17 protein-coding genes are annotated in these 16,728 nt (G+C 50.3%); 9 read left to right on the top strand and 8 right to left on the bottom strand.

From position 1 onward, the window contains the following. Positions 1-114: 114 nt before the first annotated feature. The 3 genes from DEU53_RS11685 to DEU53_RS11675 are packed head-to-tail and all read left to right on the top strand — an operon-like array spanning position 115 to position 1,384. The gene (locus tag DEU53_RS11685; RefSeq protein ID WP_101761320.1) at positions 115-564 is read left to right on the top strand and encodes an STM2901 family protein; all 450 of its coding nucleotides are present in this window, start codon (positions 115-117) and stop codon (positions 562-564) included. After that, positions 558-884, top strand: a complete 327-nt coding sequence (locus DEU53_RS11680) for a DUF1493 family protein (protein ID WP_101761319.1) — start codon at positions 558-560, stop codon at positions 882-884. Before DEU53_RS11685 ends, DEU53_RS11680 begins: the two co-directional genes overlap by 7 nt. A gap of 14 nt (positions 885-898) precedes the next feature. Continuing rightward, complete coding sequence (locus DEU53_RS11675) at positions 899-1,384, top strand: type VI secretion system tube protein TssD (RefSeq protein ID WP_101761318.1); 486 nt, start codon at positions 899-901, stop codon at positions 1,382-1,384. Positions 1,385-1,437: 53 nt separating this feature from the next. Here DEU53_RS11675 and DEU53_RS11670 read toward each other — a convergent pair whose 3' ends face one another. Further along, complete coding sequence (locus DEU53_RS11670) at positions 1,438-1,920, bottom strand: cold-shock protein (RefSeq protein WP_101761317.1); 483 nt, start codon at positions 1,918-1,920, stop codon at positions 1,438-1,440. 190 nt (positions 1,921-2,110) lie between these two features. Here DEU53_RS11670 and DEU53_RS11665 point away from each other — a divergent pair, with 190 nt between their 5' ends. After that, positions 2,111-2,809 carry an RluA family pseudouridine synthase gene (locus DEU53_RS11665; RefSeq protein WP_110867171.1) on the top strand — a complete coding sequence of 233 codons (699 nt, stop codon included), beginning with the start codon at positions 2,111-2,113 and terminating at the stop codon, positions 2,807-2,809. Positions 2,810-2,829: 20 nt separating this feature from the next. On the opposite strand, the gene DEU53_RS11660 is transcribed toward DEU53_RS11665, so the two are convergent. Beyond that, positions 2,830-3,369, bottom strand: a complete 540-nt coding sequence (locus DEU53_RS11660; RefSeq protein ID WP_110867170.1) for a DUF2058 domain-containing protein — start codon at positions 3,367-3,369, stop codon at positions 2,830-2,832. Positions 3,370-3,675: 306 nt separating this feature from the next. Between DEU53_RS11660 and DEU53_RS11655 the strand changes: the two genes are divergently transcribed. Both DEU53_RS11655 and DEU53_RS11650 read left to right on the top strand, forming a co-directional pair. Next, positions 3,676-4,656: a DUF1852 domain-containing protein gene (locus DEU53_RS11655; protein WP_110867169.1), complete on the top strand. Its 981-nt coding sequence runs from the start codon at positions 3,676-3,678 to the stop codon at positions 4,654-4,656. Between the two features lie 29 nt (positions 4,657-4,685). Further along, positions 4,686-5,717 carry a methionine synthase gene (locus tag DEU53_RS11650; protein ID WP_101761313.1) on the top strand — a complete coding sequence of 344 codons (1,032 nt, stop codon included), beginning with the start codon at positions 4,686-4,688 and terminating at the stop codon, positions 5,715-5,717. 60 nt (positions 5,718-5,777) lie between these two features. On the opposite strand, the gene DEU53_RS11645 is transcribed toward DEU53_RS11650, so the two are convergent. Next, positions 5,778-7,247, bottom strand: a complete 1,470-nt coding sequence (locus DEU53_RS11645) for a glucosyltransferase domain-containing protein (protein WP_110867168.1) — start codon at positions 7,245-7,247, stop codon at positions 5,778-5,780. 211 nt (positions 7,248-7,458) lie between these two features. Here DEU53_RS11645 and yajD point away from each other — a divergent pair, with 211 nt between their 5' ends. After that, positions 7,459-7,806, top strand: coding sequence for an HNH nuclease YajD (gene yajD, locus DEU53_RS11640; RefSeq protein ID WP_101761311.1), 348 nt, complete (start codon positions 7,459-7,461; stop codon positions 7,804-7,806). Between the two features lie 48 nt (positions 7,807-7,854). Here yajD and fliD read toward each other — a convergent pair whose 3' ends face one another. Continuing rightward, a complete protein-coding gene (gene fliD, locus DEU53_RS11635) occupies positions 7,855-9,267 on the bottom strand; it encodes a flagellar filament capping protein FliD (RefSeq protein WP_110867167.1) in 1,413 nt (470 codons plus the stop codon). A 293-nt stretch (positions 9,268-9,560) separates the two neighbouring features. On the opposite strand from fliD, the gene licT reads away from it, so the two are divergent. Beyond that, positions 9,561-10,424 (top strand): BglG family transcription antiterminator LicT, encoded by an 864-nt coding sequence (gene licT, locus DEU53_RS11630; RefSeq protein WP_110867166.1) that lies wholly within the window; start codon positions 9,561-9,563, stop codon positions 10,422-10,424. A 131-nt stretch (positions 10,425-10,555) separates the two neighbouring features. Here the strand turns inward: licT and DEU53_RS11625 are convergent, their stop codons facing one another. From DEU53_RS11625 to DEU53_RS11610, 4 genes are all read right to left on the bottom strand, one after another. Continuing rightward, positions 10,556-11,950: a glycoside hydrolase family 1 protein gene (locus DEU53_RS11625; protein WP_110867165.1), complete on the bottom strand. Its 1,395-nt coding sequence runs from the start codon at positions 11,948-11,950 to the stop codon at positions 10,556-10,558. Positions 11,951-11,965: 15 nt separating this feature from the next. Next, entirely contained in the window at positions 11,966-13,834 is a 1,869-nt protein-coding gene (gene bglF / locus DEU53_RS11620) for a PTS beta-glucoside transporter subunit IIABC (protein WP_110867164.1), read from the bottom strand. A 214-nt stretch (positions 13,835-14,048) separates the two neighbouring features. Further along, a complete protein-coding gene (locus tag DEU53_RS11615) occupies positions 14,049-14,753 on the bottom strand; it encodes a YoaK family protein (protein WP_110867163.1) in 705 nt (234 codons plus the stop codon). A gap of 64 nt (positions 14,754-14,817) precedes the next feature. Then, a complete protein-coding gene (locus tag DEU53_RS11610; RefSeq protein WP_101761306.1) occupies positions 14,818-16,266 on the bottom strand; it encodes a sugar porter family MFS transporter in 1,449 nt (482 codons plus the stop codon). 242 nt (positions 16,267-16,508) lie between these two features. Here DEU53_RS11610 and DEU53_RS11605 point away from each other — a divergent pair, with 242 nt between their 5' ends. Next, a complete protein-coding gene (locus tag DEU53_RS11605) occupies positions 16,509-16,694 on the top strand; it encodes a general stress protein (protein WP_101761305.1) in 186 nt (61 codons plus the stop codon). Positions 16,695-16,728: the final 34 nt, after the last annotated feature.

Here is a 16,728-nt window from a genome sequence, read left to right as displayed (position 1 = left end):
CCCTAAACTCTCCAATAGTTAACCCGCTATTAGTGGTTCCACTCCTCTCTTTTGAACAAAAAATAGCGTTCATCACATTGTAATCTGGCCGCCTGTAATTCAGGGAGGATGATTATGGATACGGTTGAGCAGCTTAATGGGACGTACTTTTACAAAGGAGTCAGCAATGTTTCAGCTGGTGAATTATTTTTTTGGATACTTTTGGACAAAATTGATGAGCATGTAGGTGGCATCAATAACATTGTTGCGGTGAGCAGCATCATTCTTGGTCTTCCTATTCTGGGTACAAGAGGTAAGCCCGGCAATGCTACACCTGGTACTTCGATCGCCTCTAAATATTCGCGTCAAATTCTGAATGTGAAATTGCCCAGACCTTTGCCAACGTTCACTAATACCAGCATTAAGTTACTCAAGCCGATGTGGACAAACAATCTTGGGGCTTTTGTTGGCCGAACTGTGCCGGTTGTAGGATGGGTCTTACTGGCAAATGATCTTTCTCAAATAGTCTATAAGACTGTTTCAACCTACAACATGATCGTGAGAGAAGAAGATCGAGTATGGTAGACGAACATCAAATATTAGATTTTTTTCGTGGCGAGTTATCTCTCATGACTACATGGAGTTTAAAACCCATTCCAATCGAATTTGATACTCCATTACAAGGCTACGCCGGATGGGATGAGTTGCCCTATGCCATTCAGGATTTTGGTAAAAAATATCATGTCGATACAACAGTTATAAATTTTGATGCTTATTATCCCTGGAAAACAGAAACAGTTTTCCGAAAATACTTTTCTAAGGATCCAATTCAACAAGACGTTAAACCACTAACTGTACGTATGTTTGTGGAGTCGGCTAAAGCTGGACGCTGGTTGTATGACTAACTAAGGAGATTCACATGGCTATACCCGTTCATATGTTTATTAAAGATGATGGCGGCGCAGTAATCAGAGGCGGTTCAGACGTGATGCACCGTGAGGGCAGCATTGAATTACGGGGTGTACAGCATCTTCTCTCTATTCCCACCGACAACAATACCGGCAAGCTAACAGGCACACGGCAACATGCTCCATTTATGTTTGAGAAAGAAATTGATTCTGCGTCACCTTATTTATACAAGGCTGTGGCAACAGGTCAGACGTTAAAAGAAGCTGAAATCAAATGGTACCGCATCAGTGATGCTGGTCAGGAAGAAGAGTACTTCAACATATTAATGGAAGACGTAAAGGTCATCTCGATATCGCCGATCATGCATGACACGCGTAATTGTCCAGGAACCGGGCATATGGAAAGCGTTGCGCTGCGTTACGCGAAGATCACGTGGAAATATGTTGATGGAAATATTCAATTCACCGACGCATGGAACGAAAGGCCAACGGCATAATTAATGCGGAAATCCTGCGTGAGGATTTCCGCTGAGAATTAATCACAATATCTTCACACCTTAAGCATTTTCACCGTGGCATCAATATCAATTTCATCCGCCGTGAAAATCAAAGTCGTTCCCTGAAAGGTGGTTACCGCCAGTTTTTTCAGTGAGCGCGTTTCATCCGGCTTAACGTCTGTTTTCGGCTTGATGCTATTCATCAGAATACCTACCGACAGCACGGTATTCTCTTTATCGATGCGCGTTTCAACCGGCACGTCTTCGCTGTAAACCACATAAGATTTGATCGAGGTGAGCTTCAGGCGCTCGCCGGCAATATAGATGTATTTGCTCTCAGGTGAGACCTTCACCGCATACGCGGACAAACCTTTGTTATTGGTGGTGGGTTCAAAGGTCACCGCCGCGTCTTTCTTGATCAGCTCAGGGTTAGCGACCTTAATCACATGGAAATAGCGGTTATCGCCATTTTCATCTTTGATAAATCCAAAACCTTTATCCTGAAACCAGGTTGTGATCGTTCCGTTCATCGCCATTGCCGCCTACCTAATCGTTATCTACTCAGTTTTTTCAGCGCGCAGTGTAAAGCACATTGCCTGCGCAGACCACGTCTTTGCTTTAAGTCTGGACGATAAATTTCGCCTGAGCGAATAGACACATGCCCGGATTCGCCAGTTGCCGCAAAATTCGCTATTATCCGCATCCCTTCGCCAGCCGGGCAGCCTGATGTCTACGATTATCGATACCTTTATTGCCCCGCAATGTCTTGAAGAGATTGAGATTCTCTACCAGGACGATCATCTGCTGCTGATCAATAAACCTGCTGGTCTGCTCAGCCTGTCGGGGAAAAATCCGCTCAATCTCGATTCTGTGCATCATCGGTTAGTGAAGCTTTTCCCCGGCTGCACGCTGGTGCATCGTCTGGATTTCGGCACATCAGGGTTAATGGTGATTGCCCGCAATAAGGCGATCAATGCCGCACTTTGCCAGCAGTTCAGCCAACGCAGCGTGACCAAGATTTATCGTGCACTGTTGTGCGGGCATCTGCATGAAGACGAAGGTGTGATTGACGCGCCGATTGCCAAAGATCCGACGCTATTTCCATTGATGTCAATTTGCCCAATCAATGGTAAGCCAGCTCGCTCACGCTATCGGGTGATTGAGCGCACTCATCACCTATTGGAAAATAAGACGTTCATGCCATTAACGCGGGTGGAACTTACGCCAGAGACTGGACGCACCCACCAGCTGCGTATCCATTGCCAGCTGTTGGGCCATCCGATTTTGGGTTGCGACCTGTATGGTGGTCTTATGCTGGCGGGGACCGAACACGCCCCGCGTCTGATGTTACACGCCAGCGAGTTGAAGTTTGTTCATCCGGTCAGCGGCGAGTGCCTAAACGCCCGGTGTGCCTGCCCGTTCTGACAGCGCAACCGGCATTGTGCTTACCACATTAAATCATCAGGCACTTTGAAATCAGCGTACGGATCGTCTTCATCCTGCGCTTCCTGACTCAATGCACTATTCAACACGATGCTGTTCGCATCACGCTGCGCAATTTTATCGGCGACGCTGGCAGGAATAATCGCGTATTGGCTCTCGCCTTTGCTATCGACGGCCAGGCGCGCAATCGCCAATCGGCCATTAATCAGTTGTGTCTGCGTTTGCTTATCAACGTCGATTTTTTTAATCAGATTATTGTCGGTGAAATTAAAACCAATATTGCCTTTAGAGATATCGATTTTGTTCATTTCGATCAGCTGCTTAACCTGCGCTTTGTACTCTTTCGATAACGCCGCTTGCTTTTGCTGTTCGCTCAACTGCTTATCACGCTCAAGCTGGGCCCTTTTGTTCTCTTCCACCGCTTCTCTGGCCTCACGAGCCTGAACGCGTGATTTCTTAGCGGTTCTCTGGACCTTGTCCATTTTTTTGCTGCTGACTAAACCTGCTTTCAGCAGCTGCTCTTGTAAGGTGAGTTTTGCCATTGTCGTGTCTTAACCGGTTAAAAATTTGTGGAAGAGTATACCTTTAATTGTAGATCCTCTGCCAGGTTGAACAGGCTGGCTACTGTGAGCGCCGTTCATCCTCCTCTCCTCATCATGAAATTCCTTCATGTTCGATGAAATTAAATCACTTTTTTTCAACCAGTGACTCAGGCATAAAAGTACCATTGTTAATAACTTAAAATAATATCAAGCCTGCTGAATGAAAGTACCCTGCAAAAGCATCGGGAAATCCTGAAATTCATCGACAGCAAGGCTTTTTATTAGTAAACGGGATAGCAGACAAAAATGAACAACGCCTTTACTTTTACGGTTAAGAGCCTTCGTTTCGACGAAAATTACAACCCTTCTGGCAATACACGCATCACCACCAATTTTGCCAATTTGGCGCGTGGTGAGAAGCGTCAGGAGAACCTGCGCAACGCCTTAGTGATGATTGATAACCGTTTCAATTCACTGGCGCATTGGGACAACCCTAAAAGCGATCGTTACGCGGTTGAGCTAGAGATTATTTCTGCTGAGCTGAATCTGGGTGCTGAGGGCAACAACAGCACCTTCCCGGTGATCGAAATATTGAAGACCAATATCGTTGATAAAAAAACCAACGAACGCATTGAAGGGATTGTTGGAAATAACTTCTCTTCTTACGTGCGTGATTATGATTTCAGCGTTTTATTGTCTGAACACAATAAGAACCATACTGAATTCCGCACGCCAGATAATTTTGGCGATCTGCATGGCAACATCTTCAAGCATTTCGTTAACTCAGAAGCTTACAAAGCGAATTTCAATAAAGCGCCGGTTATTTGCCTGAGCGTATCCAGTAAAAATACCTATTACCGCACCGGTAATGAACATCCGGTATTGGGCATTGAATATCAACAGGATGAACTTTCTCTGACTGACGAATATTTCGGCAAAATGGGCCTGCGGGCGCGCTATTTCATGCCGGCAAACAGTGCTGCGCCTCTGGCCTTCTATTTCCATGGCGATTTACTCAGTGATTACACCAATCTTGAGCTGATTAGCACCATCAGCACCATGGAGACGTTCCAGAAGATTTACCGCCCTGAGATTTACAATGCGAATTCTGCAGCTGGTAGACACTATCAGCCAAGCCTGAGCCATCAGGATTATTCTTTAACGCGAATTGTTTATGATCGAGAAGAACGTAGCCATCTGGCTATTGAACAAGGAAAGTTCACGGAAGAGCGCTTCATCAAGCCATATCAAACTCTTCTTGAGCAATGGTTTACTCCCGTTCTTTGATTACCGATAAAAATATAAGGTCACCTGCTATGAAAAAATTATTACCGACTTCCACTGCTGGTAGTTTACCGAAACCATCGTGGCTGGCTCAGCCGGAAACGTTGTGGTCACCGTGGAAATTGCAAGATCAGGAATTAACCGACGGCAAACAAGATGCGCTGCGTTTGTGCCTGGACGATCAACAGCAGGCAGGAATTGATATCGTCAGTGACGGCGAGCAAACCCGCCAGCACTTCGTCACCACTTTTATTGAACATCTCAACGGCGTAGATTTTGAGAAGCGCGAAATCGTTAAAATCCGCGATCGTTATGATGCTAGTGTGCCAACCGTTGTGGGTCCGGTGAGTCGTCAAAAATCAGTATTTGTTGAAGATGCGAAGTTTTTACGTCAGCAAACGGATCGTCCTATTAAATGGGCGCTGCCGGGTCCAATGACCATGATCGACACGCTTTATGACAATCACTATAAAAGCCGCGAAAAACTGGCATGGGAATTCGCTAAAATTCTCAATGAAGAAGCGAAAGAGTTAGAAGCGGTGGGCGTCGATATTATTCAATTTGATGAGCCGGCATTTAACGTCTTCTTCGACGAAGTGAATGATTGGGGTATCGCAACCTTAGAAAGAGCCATTGAAGGGCTGAAATGCGAAACCGCAGTGCATATTTGCTACGGCTATGGCATCAAAGCGAATACCGACTGGAAAAAGACGCTGGGCACAGAATGGCGTCAATATGAAGAGATATTCCCTAAACTGCAAAAGTCGAATATCGATATCATCTCACTGGAGTGTCAAAACTCACATGTGCCGATGGAGTTGATGGAACTGATTCGCGGCAAAAAAGTGATGGTTGGTGCCATTGACGTGGCAAGCAATACCATTGAAACGCCAGAAGAAGTTGCTGCTACGCTGCGTAAAGCCCTGCAGTTTGTCGATGCTGATAAACTCTACCCGTGCACCAACTGCGGCATGATTCCCCTGCCACGCGGTGTGGCAAGAGGCAAGCTGGATGCATTGAGTGCAGGTGCAGAAATTGTTCGCAAAGAACTATTGAATAAATAACACCAGATAAAAGCTCAGTCCGGGATTATTATCGACCCGCAACCGGACTGAGCCGTTGAATTAAGATTTATTGATCTGCTCACCCGATTTTCTAAAATCAATCACCATCGTTTGCCCATCCTGAAAGGCGTCATAATCGGGTCCCTGCGCCAGAACCTGACGCGGTTTAATTACTCTCATTTCATCCGTTGCTTTCACCGCTTTCAATCTCAAACCTACATGTTTAATCAGCGCCAGCCATATCCACGGTTCAGACTCACCCAACATTTTCATGCGGATATGATCGATGATGGGGAAGTTACGAATATTGGTTTGTACTTCTGGAGCATCATTCAACTGCCCAATAAAGGCGAGTGAATCAATCGATTGGGCAGCGGGAGCAGAAAGCGTGATTTTGATTTGATTCATCACCTCCATTTGATAACGTTGATCGTTAACTACAGTGTTAAAAGTGACCAGCATCACCACCAGATGATAAAACAGCAATATCGCACTCAATCCCGCCAGCCAGTTTCTTATTGCAGGTAATGAATAAACGGCTACATAGAAAGAGAACAGGAAAGTAATGCTGCATGCGCCCAGCATACGCGGTGCAAATAACGGCGTGGCTAAGGCCAATGAAAGCCCGGGGATGGCGATGATGACGATCAATCCCGCACTGAACAGCATTAAGACCGCACTTAGCGTCAACTTCTGCTGCTGTTTTAAGTTTCGAACCATCAAAACAAGGCCTGAAAACATTATCAGCATAGGCAGCCCTATAAATACCATCATGCCGCGCGGATAGGCGCTGAGAAAAAGGTCACTGAACGCCTTAATAGTGTTGATAAGTACTTGCAGAGAATCGGAATTCAGTGATAACAGCTTGCTGTGTTTCATGCTGTACCAGTCGATCTTCACCGGCAATAAATAATTCATCGCGAGTTTATAAACCAAGATGGCAATGCCCAGCGCCACTATTTTCCCGCACAGCCACTTCCAGCTGGATTGATCATTTACCAGTCGAGAGACGACCAGCAAGGCTACGCAGGCAATATAGACATTGAGCCCTGGCTGATAGAGTGTCTGAATCAGCAATAATATCAGCGCCGTGTAAACGATCTCCTGAAAAGGCTTTGCGCGATTAACCATGCTTGCCAGCATGGCGCCTGCAAATGACAGAAGTATGGTGAGACTGTCATAGGTATAGAGCATTCCCTGCGTCAGAAAGGGATTAAGAATGACAAATAGCGGCGGGAGAAATGACCAGAAACCCGCAAGCGGAATTCTCAATCTTTCCGTGAAAAATACCGCAGCAATACTTAGCGCCAGCAATCCGAGCAGTAAATTAAGCGGAGAAATATCGCTGACCGTATCACCAAAAGAGATCAGGGATTGTAATAACCAGGTCCCCGGCCTCCCGTTACTTAGCCATGTTGACCTATCTCCATCTAATATCCGGTAAAGATCATCCCGATAATAAATTTTGTTGGTCCATAGAGGAATCGTGGCCAGCAATGCCACCATCATAGTCAAAGCAATACGTTGCATCCGGCTTACCGACGGAGAATCATTAACGGGCATCATTTTATGAGTGAATTTCCATCGAACGGGGTCGGGCGGCCTTTTATTTCCGCGTAGTTACAAACTAGTGTAGGCGGTTTTTTTAGAACGGATGCTCAGGAATGATAAACATCATTGGCAGCTGCGGGATGTGCAGATAACATGTCGCTTTATCTCTTTCAAACAGGCAACGTCGGCAATGGCTCTGATCCCTAAAAATTACTCGCGGCTGGAAAGCGGCTATCGAGAGAAAGCATTAAAAATCTATCCGTGGGTATGCGGCCGCTGCTCGCGTGAATTTGTTTATTCCAACCTGCGTGAATTAACCGTTCACCATATCGATCACGACCATACCAATAACCCGGAAGATGGCAGTAACTGGGAGTTGTTGTGCCTCTATTGTCACGATCACGAGCACTCGAAATACACCGAAGCGGATCAGTACGGCACGCGTGTTGTGGCGGGTGAAGATGCGCAGAAGGATGTTGGTGAAGCCACCTATAATCCTTTTGCCGATTTGAAGGCCATGCTGAATAAGAAAAAGTAAGGCTAGTTTCAGAAATAGCGATCGCCATTTATGGCGACCGCGTTACGCTTACTTATTGGTCTTTGTACTATTGCTGAACTGCTCGGTGAGATAGTTGCTGGTGTTATTCAGCACGCTGACCATCTTATCCAGATTGGTGAACTGCTTTTTATACCGCGCAATCGTGTCATCAATACGTTTGCTGGCGGTATTGTACTGATCGGTTAGCGTATTCAGTTTTTTACTGATGGAATCCGTCGCGCCCTGCAACACACCTTTACTGCTGAGAAATGCGGTGAATGTGGTGTTCAGCACCGTCGAAACACCGGTTTTTTTGCCATCACCGACAAACATGTCCCGAATCGCTTCTGGTTTCACTTGCAAGCTGGTGGTCAGTTTGGTGGCATCCAGCTTAAGTTGGCCGTTAGTGGGATCGGTAGTAATGCCCGCCTGAGATAGCGTTTTATAAACACCTGAACCCGAGCTGTTGGCCAGAATACTTTTCAGTTGCACCTGAATATTACGCAGTGTGCCATCACCGAGTAGCGCTCCATTCTTCCCGTCCGGATCTTTACCCGCATCCACTGGCGTGTATTTAGTCAAACTCGCCATCGTATCCTGCAGCGAGTTATAGGCATTCACCCAATCGGTAATGGCGGTTTTCGCCTTGTTGGTATCGCTGCTCACCGTCAGCGTTTGGTTGCCGCTGGTTTCATCGTTAAGCTTCAGCGTGATGCCTTCCACCGCGTCGGTGATAACGTTGCTGCTGCTCTCAATCGCCACATTGTTTACGGTCAGCTTGGCATTCTGCGCCTCGACGCTTTGCGCCATGCCGCTGCTGGCCGCATCTGATGCATCAAAGCCGATAAAATCCTGCAAGGTATCATCGCCGGTCACGCTCAGCGATTTCACCGCATTGGCGGTGCCGGATGCCGATGATGTCAGCGACAAACGGTATTCCGTGGCGGAGACCTTGATCAGGCTTGCAGTAACGCCAACGTCGGATTTGTTAATGGTGTCACGAATCGCCGAAAGCGAAGTCTGATCTTTGGTTAGCGTAATGCTTTTCTCTTTACCTTCCGCGTTAACAAATTTCAGGGTTCTGGACGCGGCATCGCTACCTATCGCCGCTTTGATATCGGTTTTTGTCTCGCTGGTTAGCGTCTGGGATTGCGCCAGCTTCTGCACGCTGATGGTGTATTTTCCCGCCAGCGCATTGCCGTTGGAATCGGCGCTAAACGCACTGGAACTGGATGCTGTGGTCGTCGAAGTATAAAGCGCGGCATCGTTTAATTTATTGTTTGCCGTCTGGAAGGTCTGAATTGCGGTTTTAAGGGTGCCGTAGGCGGACAACTTCGCGGTCGCAGCGGATTGTTGTTTGGAAATCGGTGCCAGCGATTGTTTTTCTGCCGCGGTCAGTTTGTCGAGAATGGTGCTTAAACCCAGTCCTGAACCGACGCCTAATGTTGAAATCCCAGTCATGTACGCAACTCCTGTTAATTTAACGTTACGGTACTATCGGCAGCCTTAACGCAAACTTTATAGAAATCTGATCATTTCCTTACGCTATCCTTACATTCATTAAATTGCGCCATCAACGCATCTGATTAATTGCGCTGGAAATATGATGCGTTTCACATTTAACTGTCGCTCTGCTTGTCGGGAAAGCAGAGCCGATTATGATCTGGCGAGATTGTTACTGCGTTAAGCGCAGGCAAAACCTGACACGCCGTCCTCCCGGTGGGTCAGGTTTTTTATTTTCAGGGCAGATAAAAATGAAAATCGCGAAAATCCTCAACAATAATGTCGCGGTGGTGCTGGGCGACAACGGCAAAGAACAGGTGGTGATGGGACGCGGTTTGGCGTTTCAGAAGCGCGTGGGCGACGAACTGGATGCACAGCAGATCGAAAAAGTGTTTGCGCTACAAAGCGACACCTTAACGGGCCGGCTCAGCGAACTGCTGTCGGATATCCCGCTCGAGGTGATCACCACCAGCGAACTGATCATTGCCAACGCACGTCAGCAGCTGGGCCAGCCGCTGCATGAAAGCCTCTCCATCGCACTGTGCGATCACTGCCATTTTGCGATTGAGCGCCATCAGCAAGGCATCCCGATTCGTAACGTGTTGAAGTGGGAGATCAAAACGCTCTATCCGAAAGAGTTTTCATTGGGTATCGAAGCGGTGGAACTGATTAACCAGCGGCTGGGCGTAGCGTTGCCGGAAGATGAGGCCGGATTTATCGCGCTGCATCTGGTGAATGCGCAGCTTGGTAGTGATTTCGCCGATGTTTCGCACATCACGCAATTTATGCAGGAAATCCTGCATATCGTGAAGTATCGCCTGCAGCTGGATTACCGCACAGAGAGCCTGAGCTACAACCGTTTCGTCAACCATCTGAAGTTCTTTGCACAGCGCATGTTGGGCAAACGCGGCGTGTGGAGCGAGGATGAATCTTTACATGATGTGGTGCGCGACAAATATCCGCTCGCCTATCAATGTGCAGTGAAGATTGACCAGCATATTCAGCAGAAATACCTGTATCAGCTCTCCAGCGAGGAACGCATGTTTCTCACCATTCATATTGAACGGGTACGAAAAGAGACGCTGGCGTTGCAGGATGATGCGGACGAGGCATAACCAAATTTGTATCGCACACGTTGCGTAGCAGCGCAATTTATCGCGCATTTCAATGGCAGCACCGTGCCCATCCCGACAATGCGCAATAAATTGCGCCGCTACGATATGTGCGGCGCTTAATTATTCACTGGCTATTTCAACGCTGCACCATGGCTACGAATCACGTCCTGATACCAGAAGAAACTCTTCTTACGTGAACGCGCCAGCGTGCCGTTGCCCGCATCATCGCGATCCACGTAGATAAAGCCATAACGCTTGGAGAACTCGGCTTTTGACGCGCTGACCAAATCAATCGGTCCCCAGCAGGTATACCCCAACACCTCGACGCCATCTTCAATCGCTTCACGCACCTGCACCAGATGATCGTTGAGATATTGGATACGGTAATCGTCGTTAATTTGCCCGTCCGCTTCCACCACATCTTTGGCACCAAGCCCGTTTTCCACGATGAACAGTGGCTTCTGATAGCGGTCATAGAGGATGTTAAGCAGAATGCGCAGCCCTTCAGGATCGATCTGCCAACCCCAATCGGAACTCGGCAGATGTGGGTTCGGCACCATCGAGAGAATGTTGCCGCGCGCTTTCTGATTCTCCTCTTCGTTAGTGGTGACGCAGCCGGTCATGTAGTAGCTGAAGGAGATGTAATCGACGGTGTTTTGCAGGTCACGCTTATCGGCATCGGTGATCTCGATGCTGATGTTACGATCGGCGAAGAAGCGCTTCATATAGGCCGGATACGCGCCGCGCACCTGTACATCGCCAAAGAACAGCCATTCGCGGTTCTGTTGCAGAGTCTCCAGCACGTCCGCCGGACGGCAGCTCAGCGGATAGAGCAGCGCGCCCAGCAGCATGTTACCGATTTTGCCGTCCTTAACGATTTCATGGCAGGCTTTCACCGCGCGCCCGCTCGCCACCAGCTGATGATGAATCGCCTGATAGATTGCCTGCTGATCGCTCTCTTCCGCCAGACCTACGCCGGTGAACGGCGCGTGCAGCGACATGTTGATCTCATTAAAGGTCAGCCACAGCTTCACCTTGTGCTGGAAGCGGGTGAACACCGCGCGCGCATAGCGTTCAAAGCAATCAATGGTGATGCGATTGCCCCAGCCACCGTACTTTTTGATCAAGCCGTACGGCATTTCGTAATGTGACAGTGTCACCAGCGGCGTGATATTGTATTTAGCCATCTCATCGAACAGGCGATCGTAATAGGCTAATCCCGCTTCATTAGGTTCCACTTCATCGCCCTGCGGGAAGATGCGCGTCCAGGCAATCGAGGTACGCAGCACGGTAAAGCCCATTTCGGCGAACAGTTTGATGTCCTCCGGGAAGCGGTTATAGAAATCGATGGCGGTATCCTTGATGCCAAAATCGTTATCGCTGCGCTCGACGCGTGCACCAAATATGCCCTTGGGTTGCAGGTCGGAGGTCGATAAACCTTTGCCACCTTCCTGATACGCGCCTTCAACCTGGTTTGCGGCAACGGCGCCGCCCCATAAAAATCCGTCCGGGAAACGTTTAGTCATCTGTTTGCTCCTCTATTATTTCAGCACGGCCAACAACGGAGCGCCTTCGCTCACGGCCGTGCGGCTCAGGGTTAACACATCCACAAAGTCATCGCTATTACTCACCAGCACTGGCGTAGTGAGGTCAAAGCCTGCGGCTTTAATCGCATCGAGATCGAACTCCAGCAGCAAATCGCCCACCTTGACCGGCTGATCGTTCACTACTTTCGGAGAGAAATAGTGTCCATCGAGCTTCACGGTATCGAGGCCAACGTGGATCAACACTTCTGCACCCTGCGCCGATGTCAGGCCAATCGCATGGCCGGTGCGAAACATTGACGACACCACGCCATCGATCGGCGATACCACACGGCCCCGCTGCGGGATAATCGCCGCGCCTTTACCGAGCAATCCGCTGGCAAAAGTTTCATCTTTAACCTGATCGAGCGGAATGACATCGCCCGCCATCGGACTGACCACGCTTTCGCGGCGCGTCAGGCTGGTGGGCGGAGCAACCGCTGCCGGCGGCGCAACCGCTTCGGTTGCGGGCTCGGTCAGACCGAACAGATAGGTGCTGACGCAAGCGAAGATCAGCGCCACCGCCGCACCGGCAAATGCCGCCAGCACGCTGGCATCAATGCCGCTGTTTGGCACCACCTGAATAAAGGTGAAGACACTCGGGAAACCAAAGGAGTAAATGGTGGTGTGCCAGAAGCCAAGGATCGCCGCGCCCAGGGCGCCACCGATGCAGCCGAAGATAAACGGACGACGGCGCGGTAGCGTCACGCCATATACCGCCGGCTCGGTGATGCCGAAGATGCTGGCGGTAAAGGCTGATCCCGCCATCGCTTTCAGTTTCGCTTCGCGGGTGCGCAGGAAAATACCAAGCGTGGCGCCCGCCTGGCCCAGCACCGCAGGCATCAGCAAGGGCAGCAGCGTGTCGTGACCAAAGTTGGCGAGGTTGTTCAGCATGATCGGCACTAAACCCCAGTGCAGACCGAAAATCACGCACACTTGCCAAATCGCGCCCATCACCGCACCCGCGATCATGGGGCTCAGGCTGTAAATCCACAGATAACCTTCGGCCAACATGCGGCTCAGCCAGGTCGCCGCCGGACCAATCGCCAGAAACGTCAGCGGCACGGTGATCAGCAGGCAGCACAACGGCGTAGTGAAGTTACGCACCGCGCTGGGCGAACGCGGATGCACCCAGCGTTCAATCAGGCTGGAAACCCAGGCCGCGAAAATAATCGGAATCACCGACGAGCTGTAGTTCAGCACTTCGAGCGGGATGCCGATGAAGGTCAGCGCATTGCCCTGCTGCTGCTGTTGCAGCACTTCGAGAATCATTGGATGCACCAGCGCAGCGGCAATCGCCATGCTGACAAACGGATTACCGCCAAATTTTTTACCGGCGCTGTAGCCGAGCAAAATCGGCAGGAAGTAGAACAAACCGTCGCTGGCAACAAACAGCACTTTGTAGCTGCCGCTGTCGGCACTCATCACGCCGAGCACCAACGCCAACGCCAGCAACCCTTTGATGATGCCGGTGGCGATCATCACGCCGATAAAGGGGGTGAAGATGCCGGAAACCAGATCGATAAAGCGTGCAAATAAGCCTTGCCGTGCAGCGTTATCTGCGGCCTCGCTCTGATTATCCAGCCCGTGACGTGACGTGAGTTCGCGATACACTTCCGCTACCTGATTGCCAATCACCACCTGATATTGGCCGCCGCTCTCCACCACCATGATCACGCCAGGATTGTCTTTTAACGCCGCAGTTTGCGCTTTTTGACTGTTTTTTAGTTTGAAGCGTAAGCGCGTGGCGCAGTGCATCACGCTGATGATGTTCTCTTTGCCGCCAACACCGGCAAAGATGTCATCCGCCAGTTCCTGATATTGCATCACTCTTTCTCCTGAACAATGCCCTAAACTCATGCCCTGAATTTCGCGCAAAAAAAAACCTGAGACGCGCCCTCTTCAACTGAAAAAGGGCGCGTCTCAGGTTTTGCCTGCCGAACAGTAACAATCCTTAACGGGCGCTATCATGCTAACAGCGCGGAAAAAGTGGCAAGCAGTTTTAGCGAACGATGCGGAAAACTGTGAAGCTGCTCACCGATCAGATCCGTTTCAGTGCCGCTAAAGCCAGCACGCTGAGCAGCGCACCGATCACCATCAGCAACAGATAACTCATCCACTGCAGCAGCCAAATCCCCAACACACCGCCGCCCAAAAACGCCAGCACGGTGTAAAAATGCAGCTTAAGCCGCTCAATGTAGAGCGGCGCATCTTTGGGGGATTCTTTGCGGCGCAGCACATCAAACAGCATCGCCAGCTCAATGCCGATATCGGTCGCGGTGCCAGAAACGTGCGTGGTGCGCACGCGGGCGTTGGAGATGCGCGTCACAACGGCGTTTTGCAATCCCATCAAAAAACTCAGGCTCAGCACCAGCAACACGCCAGAGCCGCTAAAGCGAAACCAGCTTTCAATCACGCCGAGCAGCAGCAAAGCGATGCCTTCAATCAGGATGTTGATGGCGTAGATGCCGCGAATCTGGCGCCGTCTGCCGGAGTTGATTATCAGCGTTGAGACGGAAGATCCGGCGATAAACAGCAGCACGATGAGCAGAAAAAACAGGCCGACGTGCAGATTAGCTTTGGCCAGATGGTCGGAAAGTGAGGAGACATTGCCGGTCATGTTCGCCGAGAAGAAGCCGACCGTTTCAAACGCTGCGGTGTTAAGTGCGCCCGCAACGGCGGCCAGCGTGCAGGCCAGGCGAATGTCGGTATTGAAGGTGCGCGTGTTCTCGGCGGTGATTAACATGGGAAATCCTGGCCCGGTGAAAGATGCGTATCTTCCTCCCGTGACCAGGAATTCTCAAGCGCCGCTACGCGGTTTGCTGATCCTGCTCTTGCTCGCTGAACCGCTCGCGCATCTCATTTTCGATCTGCTCGAGCGATTTGCCTTTGGTCTCCGGCAGCATAGTGATTACGAAGATCAGCGAGCCGACGTTGATGGCTGCAAAGATAAAGAACGCGCCATTGCCGGTGGCGGAGAGCAGCGGCGGGAAGGCAAACGCCACCGCCGCGTTACAGATCCACTGGAACGAAACCGCAGCGCCGGTCAGCACGCCGCGCACTTTCATCGGGAACAGCTCCGACATCAGCAGCCAGTAAACCGGCGAAATGCACATCTGCATAAAGAACAGGAACACCAGGATCGCCGCCAGCGCGAAGATGCTTTGCGTCATGTCCTGTGGCATCAACAGCAGCACGCAGCCCAGTGCCAGCTGCATGGCGATCACTACCGACAAACCGGTCATCAGCATGGTACGACGACCAAAACGTCCCACTGCTTTGATGCCCACCATGGTCGCCAGCACCGAAACAATCCCGTTACCGATGGTCGCCGCAATCGAGGCGTTGGTGCCCATGCCGGTGGTTTTCAGAATCACGGGTGTGTAGTACATAAAGGCATTCACGCCGGTGAACTGGATAACAATGCCGAGCCCCGCGCCCACCAGTAACAAGCGAAGAATCCATTTCTCTTGCAGCAGTTCACGCGCTGAGGGCCCCTGACGCGCCGCTTTAGCGTGCTGGCGCATCTCCGTCATCTCCTTTTTCACTTCGCGCGGCGTTTCACGCAGTTTGTGCAGGATACGGCTCGCTTCTTTGATGCGCCCTTCTGCCACCATCCAGTGTGGCGACGCTGGCACAAAGAAGGTGCCGATAAACAGCAACGCGCCAGGAATCATCGCCATCGCCAGCATATAACGCCACAGATGCGGATCGTTGAGCGTGAAACTCATTACCGCGCTGACCACATAAGCCAGCAGCTGACCGGAAACAATCATCAGCTCGTTGCGGCTCACCAGCGGCGCACGCCGTTTTGGCCCGGCAATTTCGGCAATAAACACCGGTACGGTTGAGGAACCGCCACCCACCGCAATCCCCAGCAGAAAACGCATCGCCACCATTACGTGCAGGTTTGGCGCTAACGCGGTACCAATCGCGCCCAGCACAAAAATTAGCGCCAGAGAACGCAGCGTAATGCGTCGGCCAAAGCGATCGGAGAAATAACCACTGAGGAAAGCACCCAGCGCGGCACCGAAGATCAGGGATGAAGTGACTAAACCTTCGGTGAACGGTGTGAGGTCAAGACCGCCCTGATTAGGCGGCAAGGTCATAAACGGCAAGGCACCCGAGATAATCCCGGTGTCATAACCAAAAGCCAGAGCACCCATTGTCGCTACGAGTACCACAAAGAAGATGCGCTGTTTAACGGTGAGATTACTTAGCGCTGAATCGTCGTCACTGTTTTGCTGCGATGTGTCCATTCCTGTTCCCTGCATATTGAACGCGCCTTGTAGCGCAAAGGTTGAAACCCAAAAGGCAGAAGTATAGTCAGGAATTGTAAATTGTGACGAAGGTCACTATTAATTCGACAAATTTCCTCGCGCTTAATGATCATTTTCAATGATCGGCGTTTACGGCCTGGCTTTAACGCAACGGCGAACTAAAATTGCAGCGTGACTAGCTAGTCCTCAAATCTAACGGAACATTGATAAGAGGTCTTCCTATGAACAAACAGAGCTACAGAGGCGGCGCAGGGAATTTTGCTAACGATCCAGAACGTGCGAAAGAAGCTGGCAAGGCGGGAGGCAAAGCCAGTGGAGGCAACTTCAGAAACGATCCTGAACGCGCCGTTGAAGCGGGACGGAAAGGAGGCAAAATAAGTCGTCGTCCTCCAACGAAGTCTGAGTAAGGCGCCTTAGGATTTTGTCCGCCATGGATTGGCT

This window comes from Pantoea sp. AG1095 (assembly GCF_003208415.1).
Taxonomy (GTDB): domain Bacteria; phylum Pseudomonadota; class Gammaproteobacteria; order Enterobacterales; family Enterobacteriaceae; genus Pantoea; species Pantoea leporis.
This window is presented reverse-complemented; position numbering and strand designations above follow the sequence as displayed.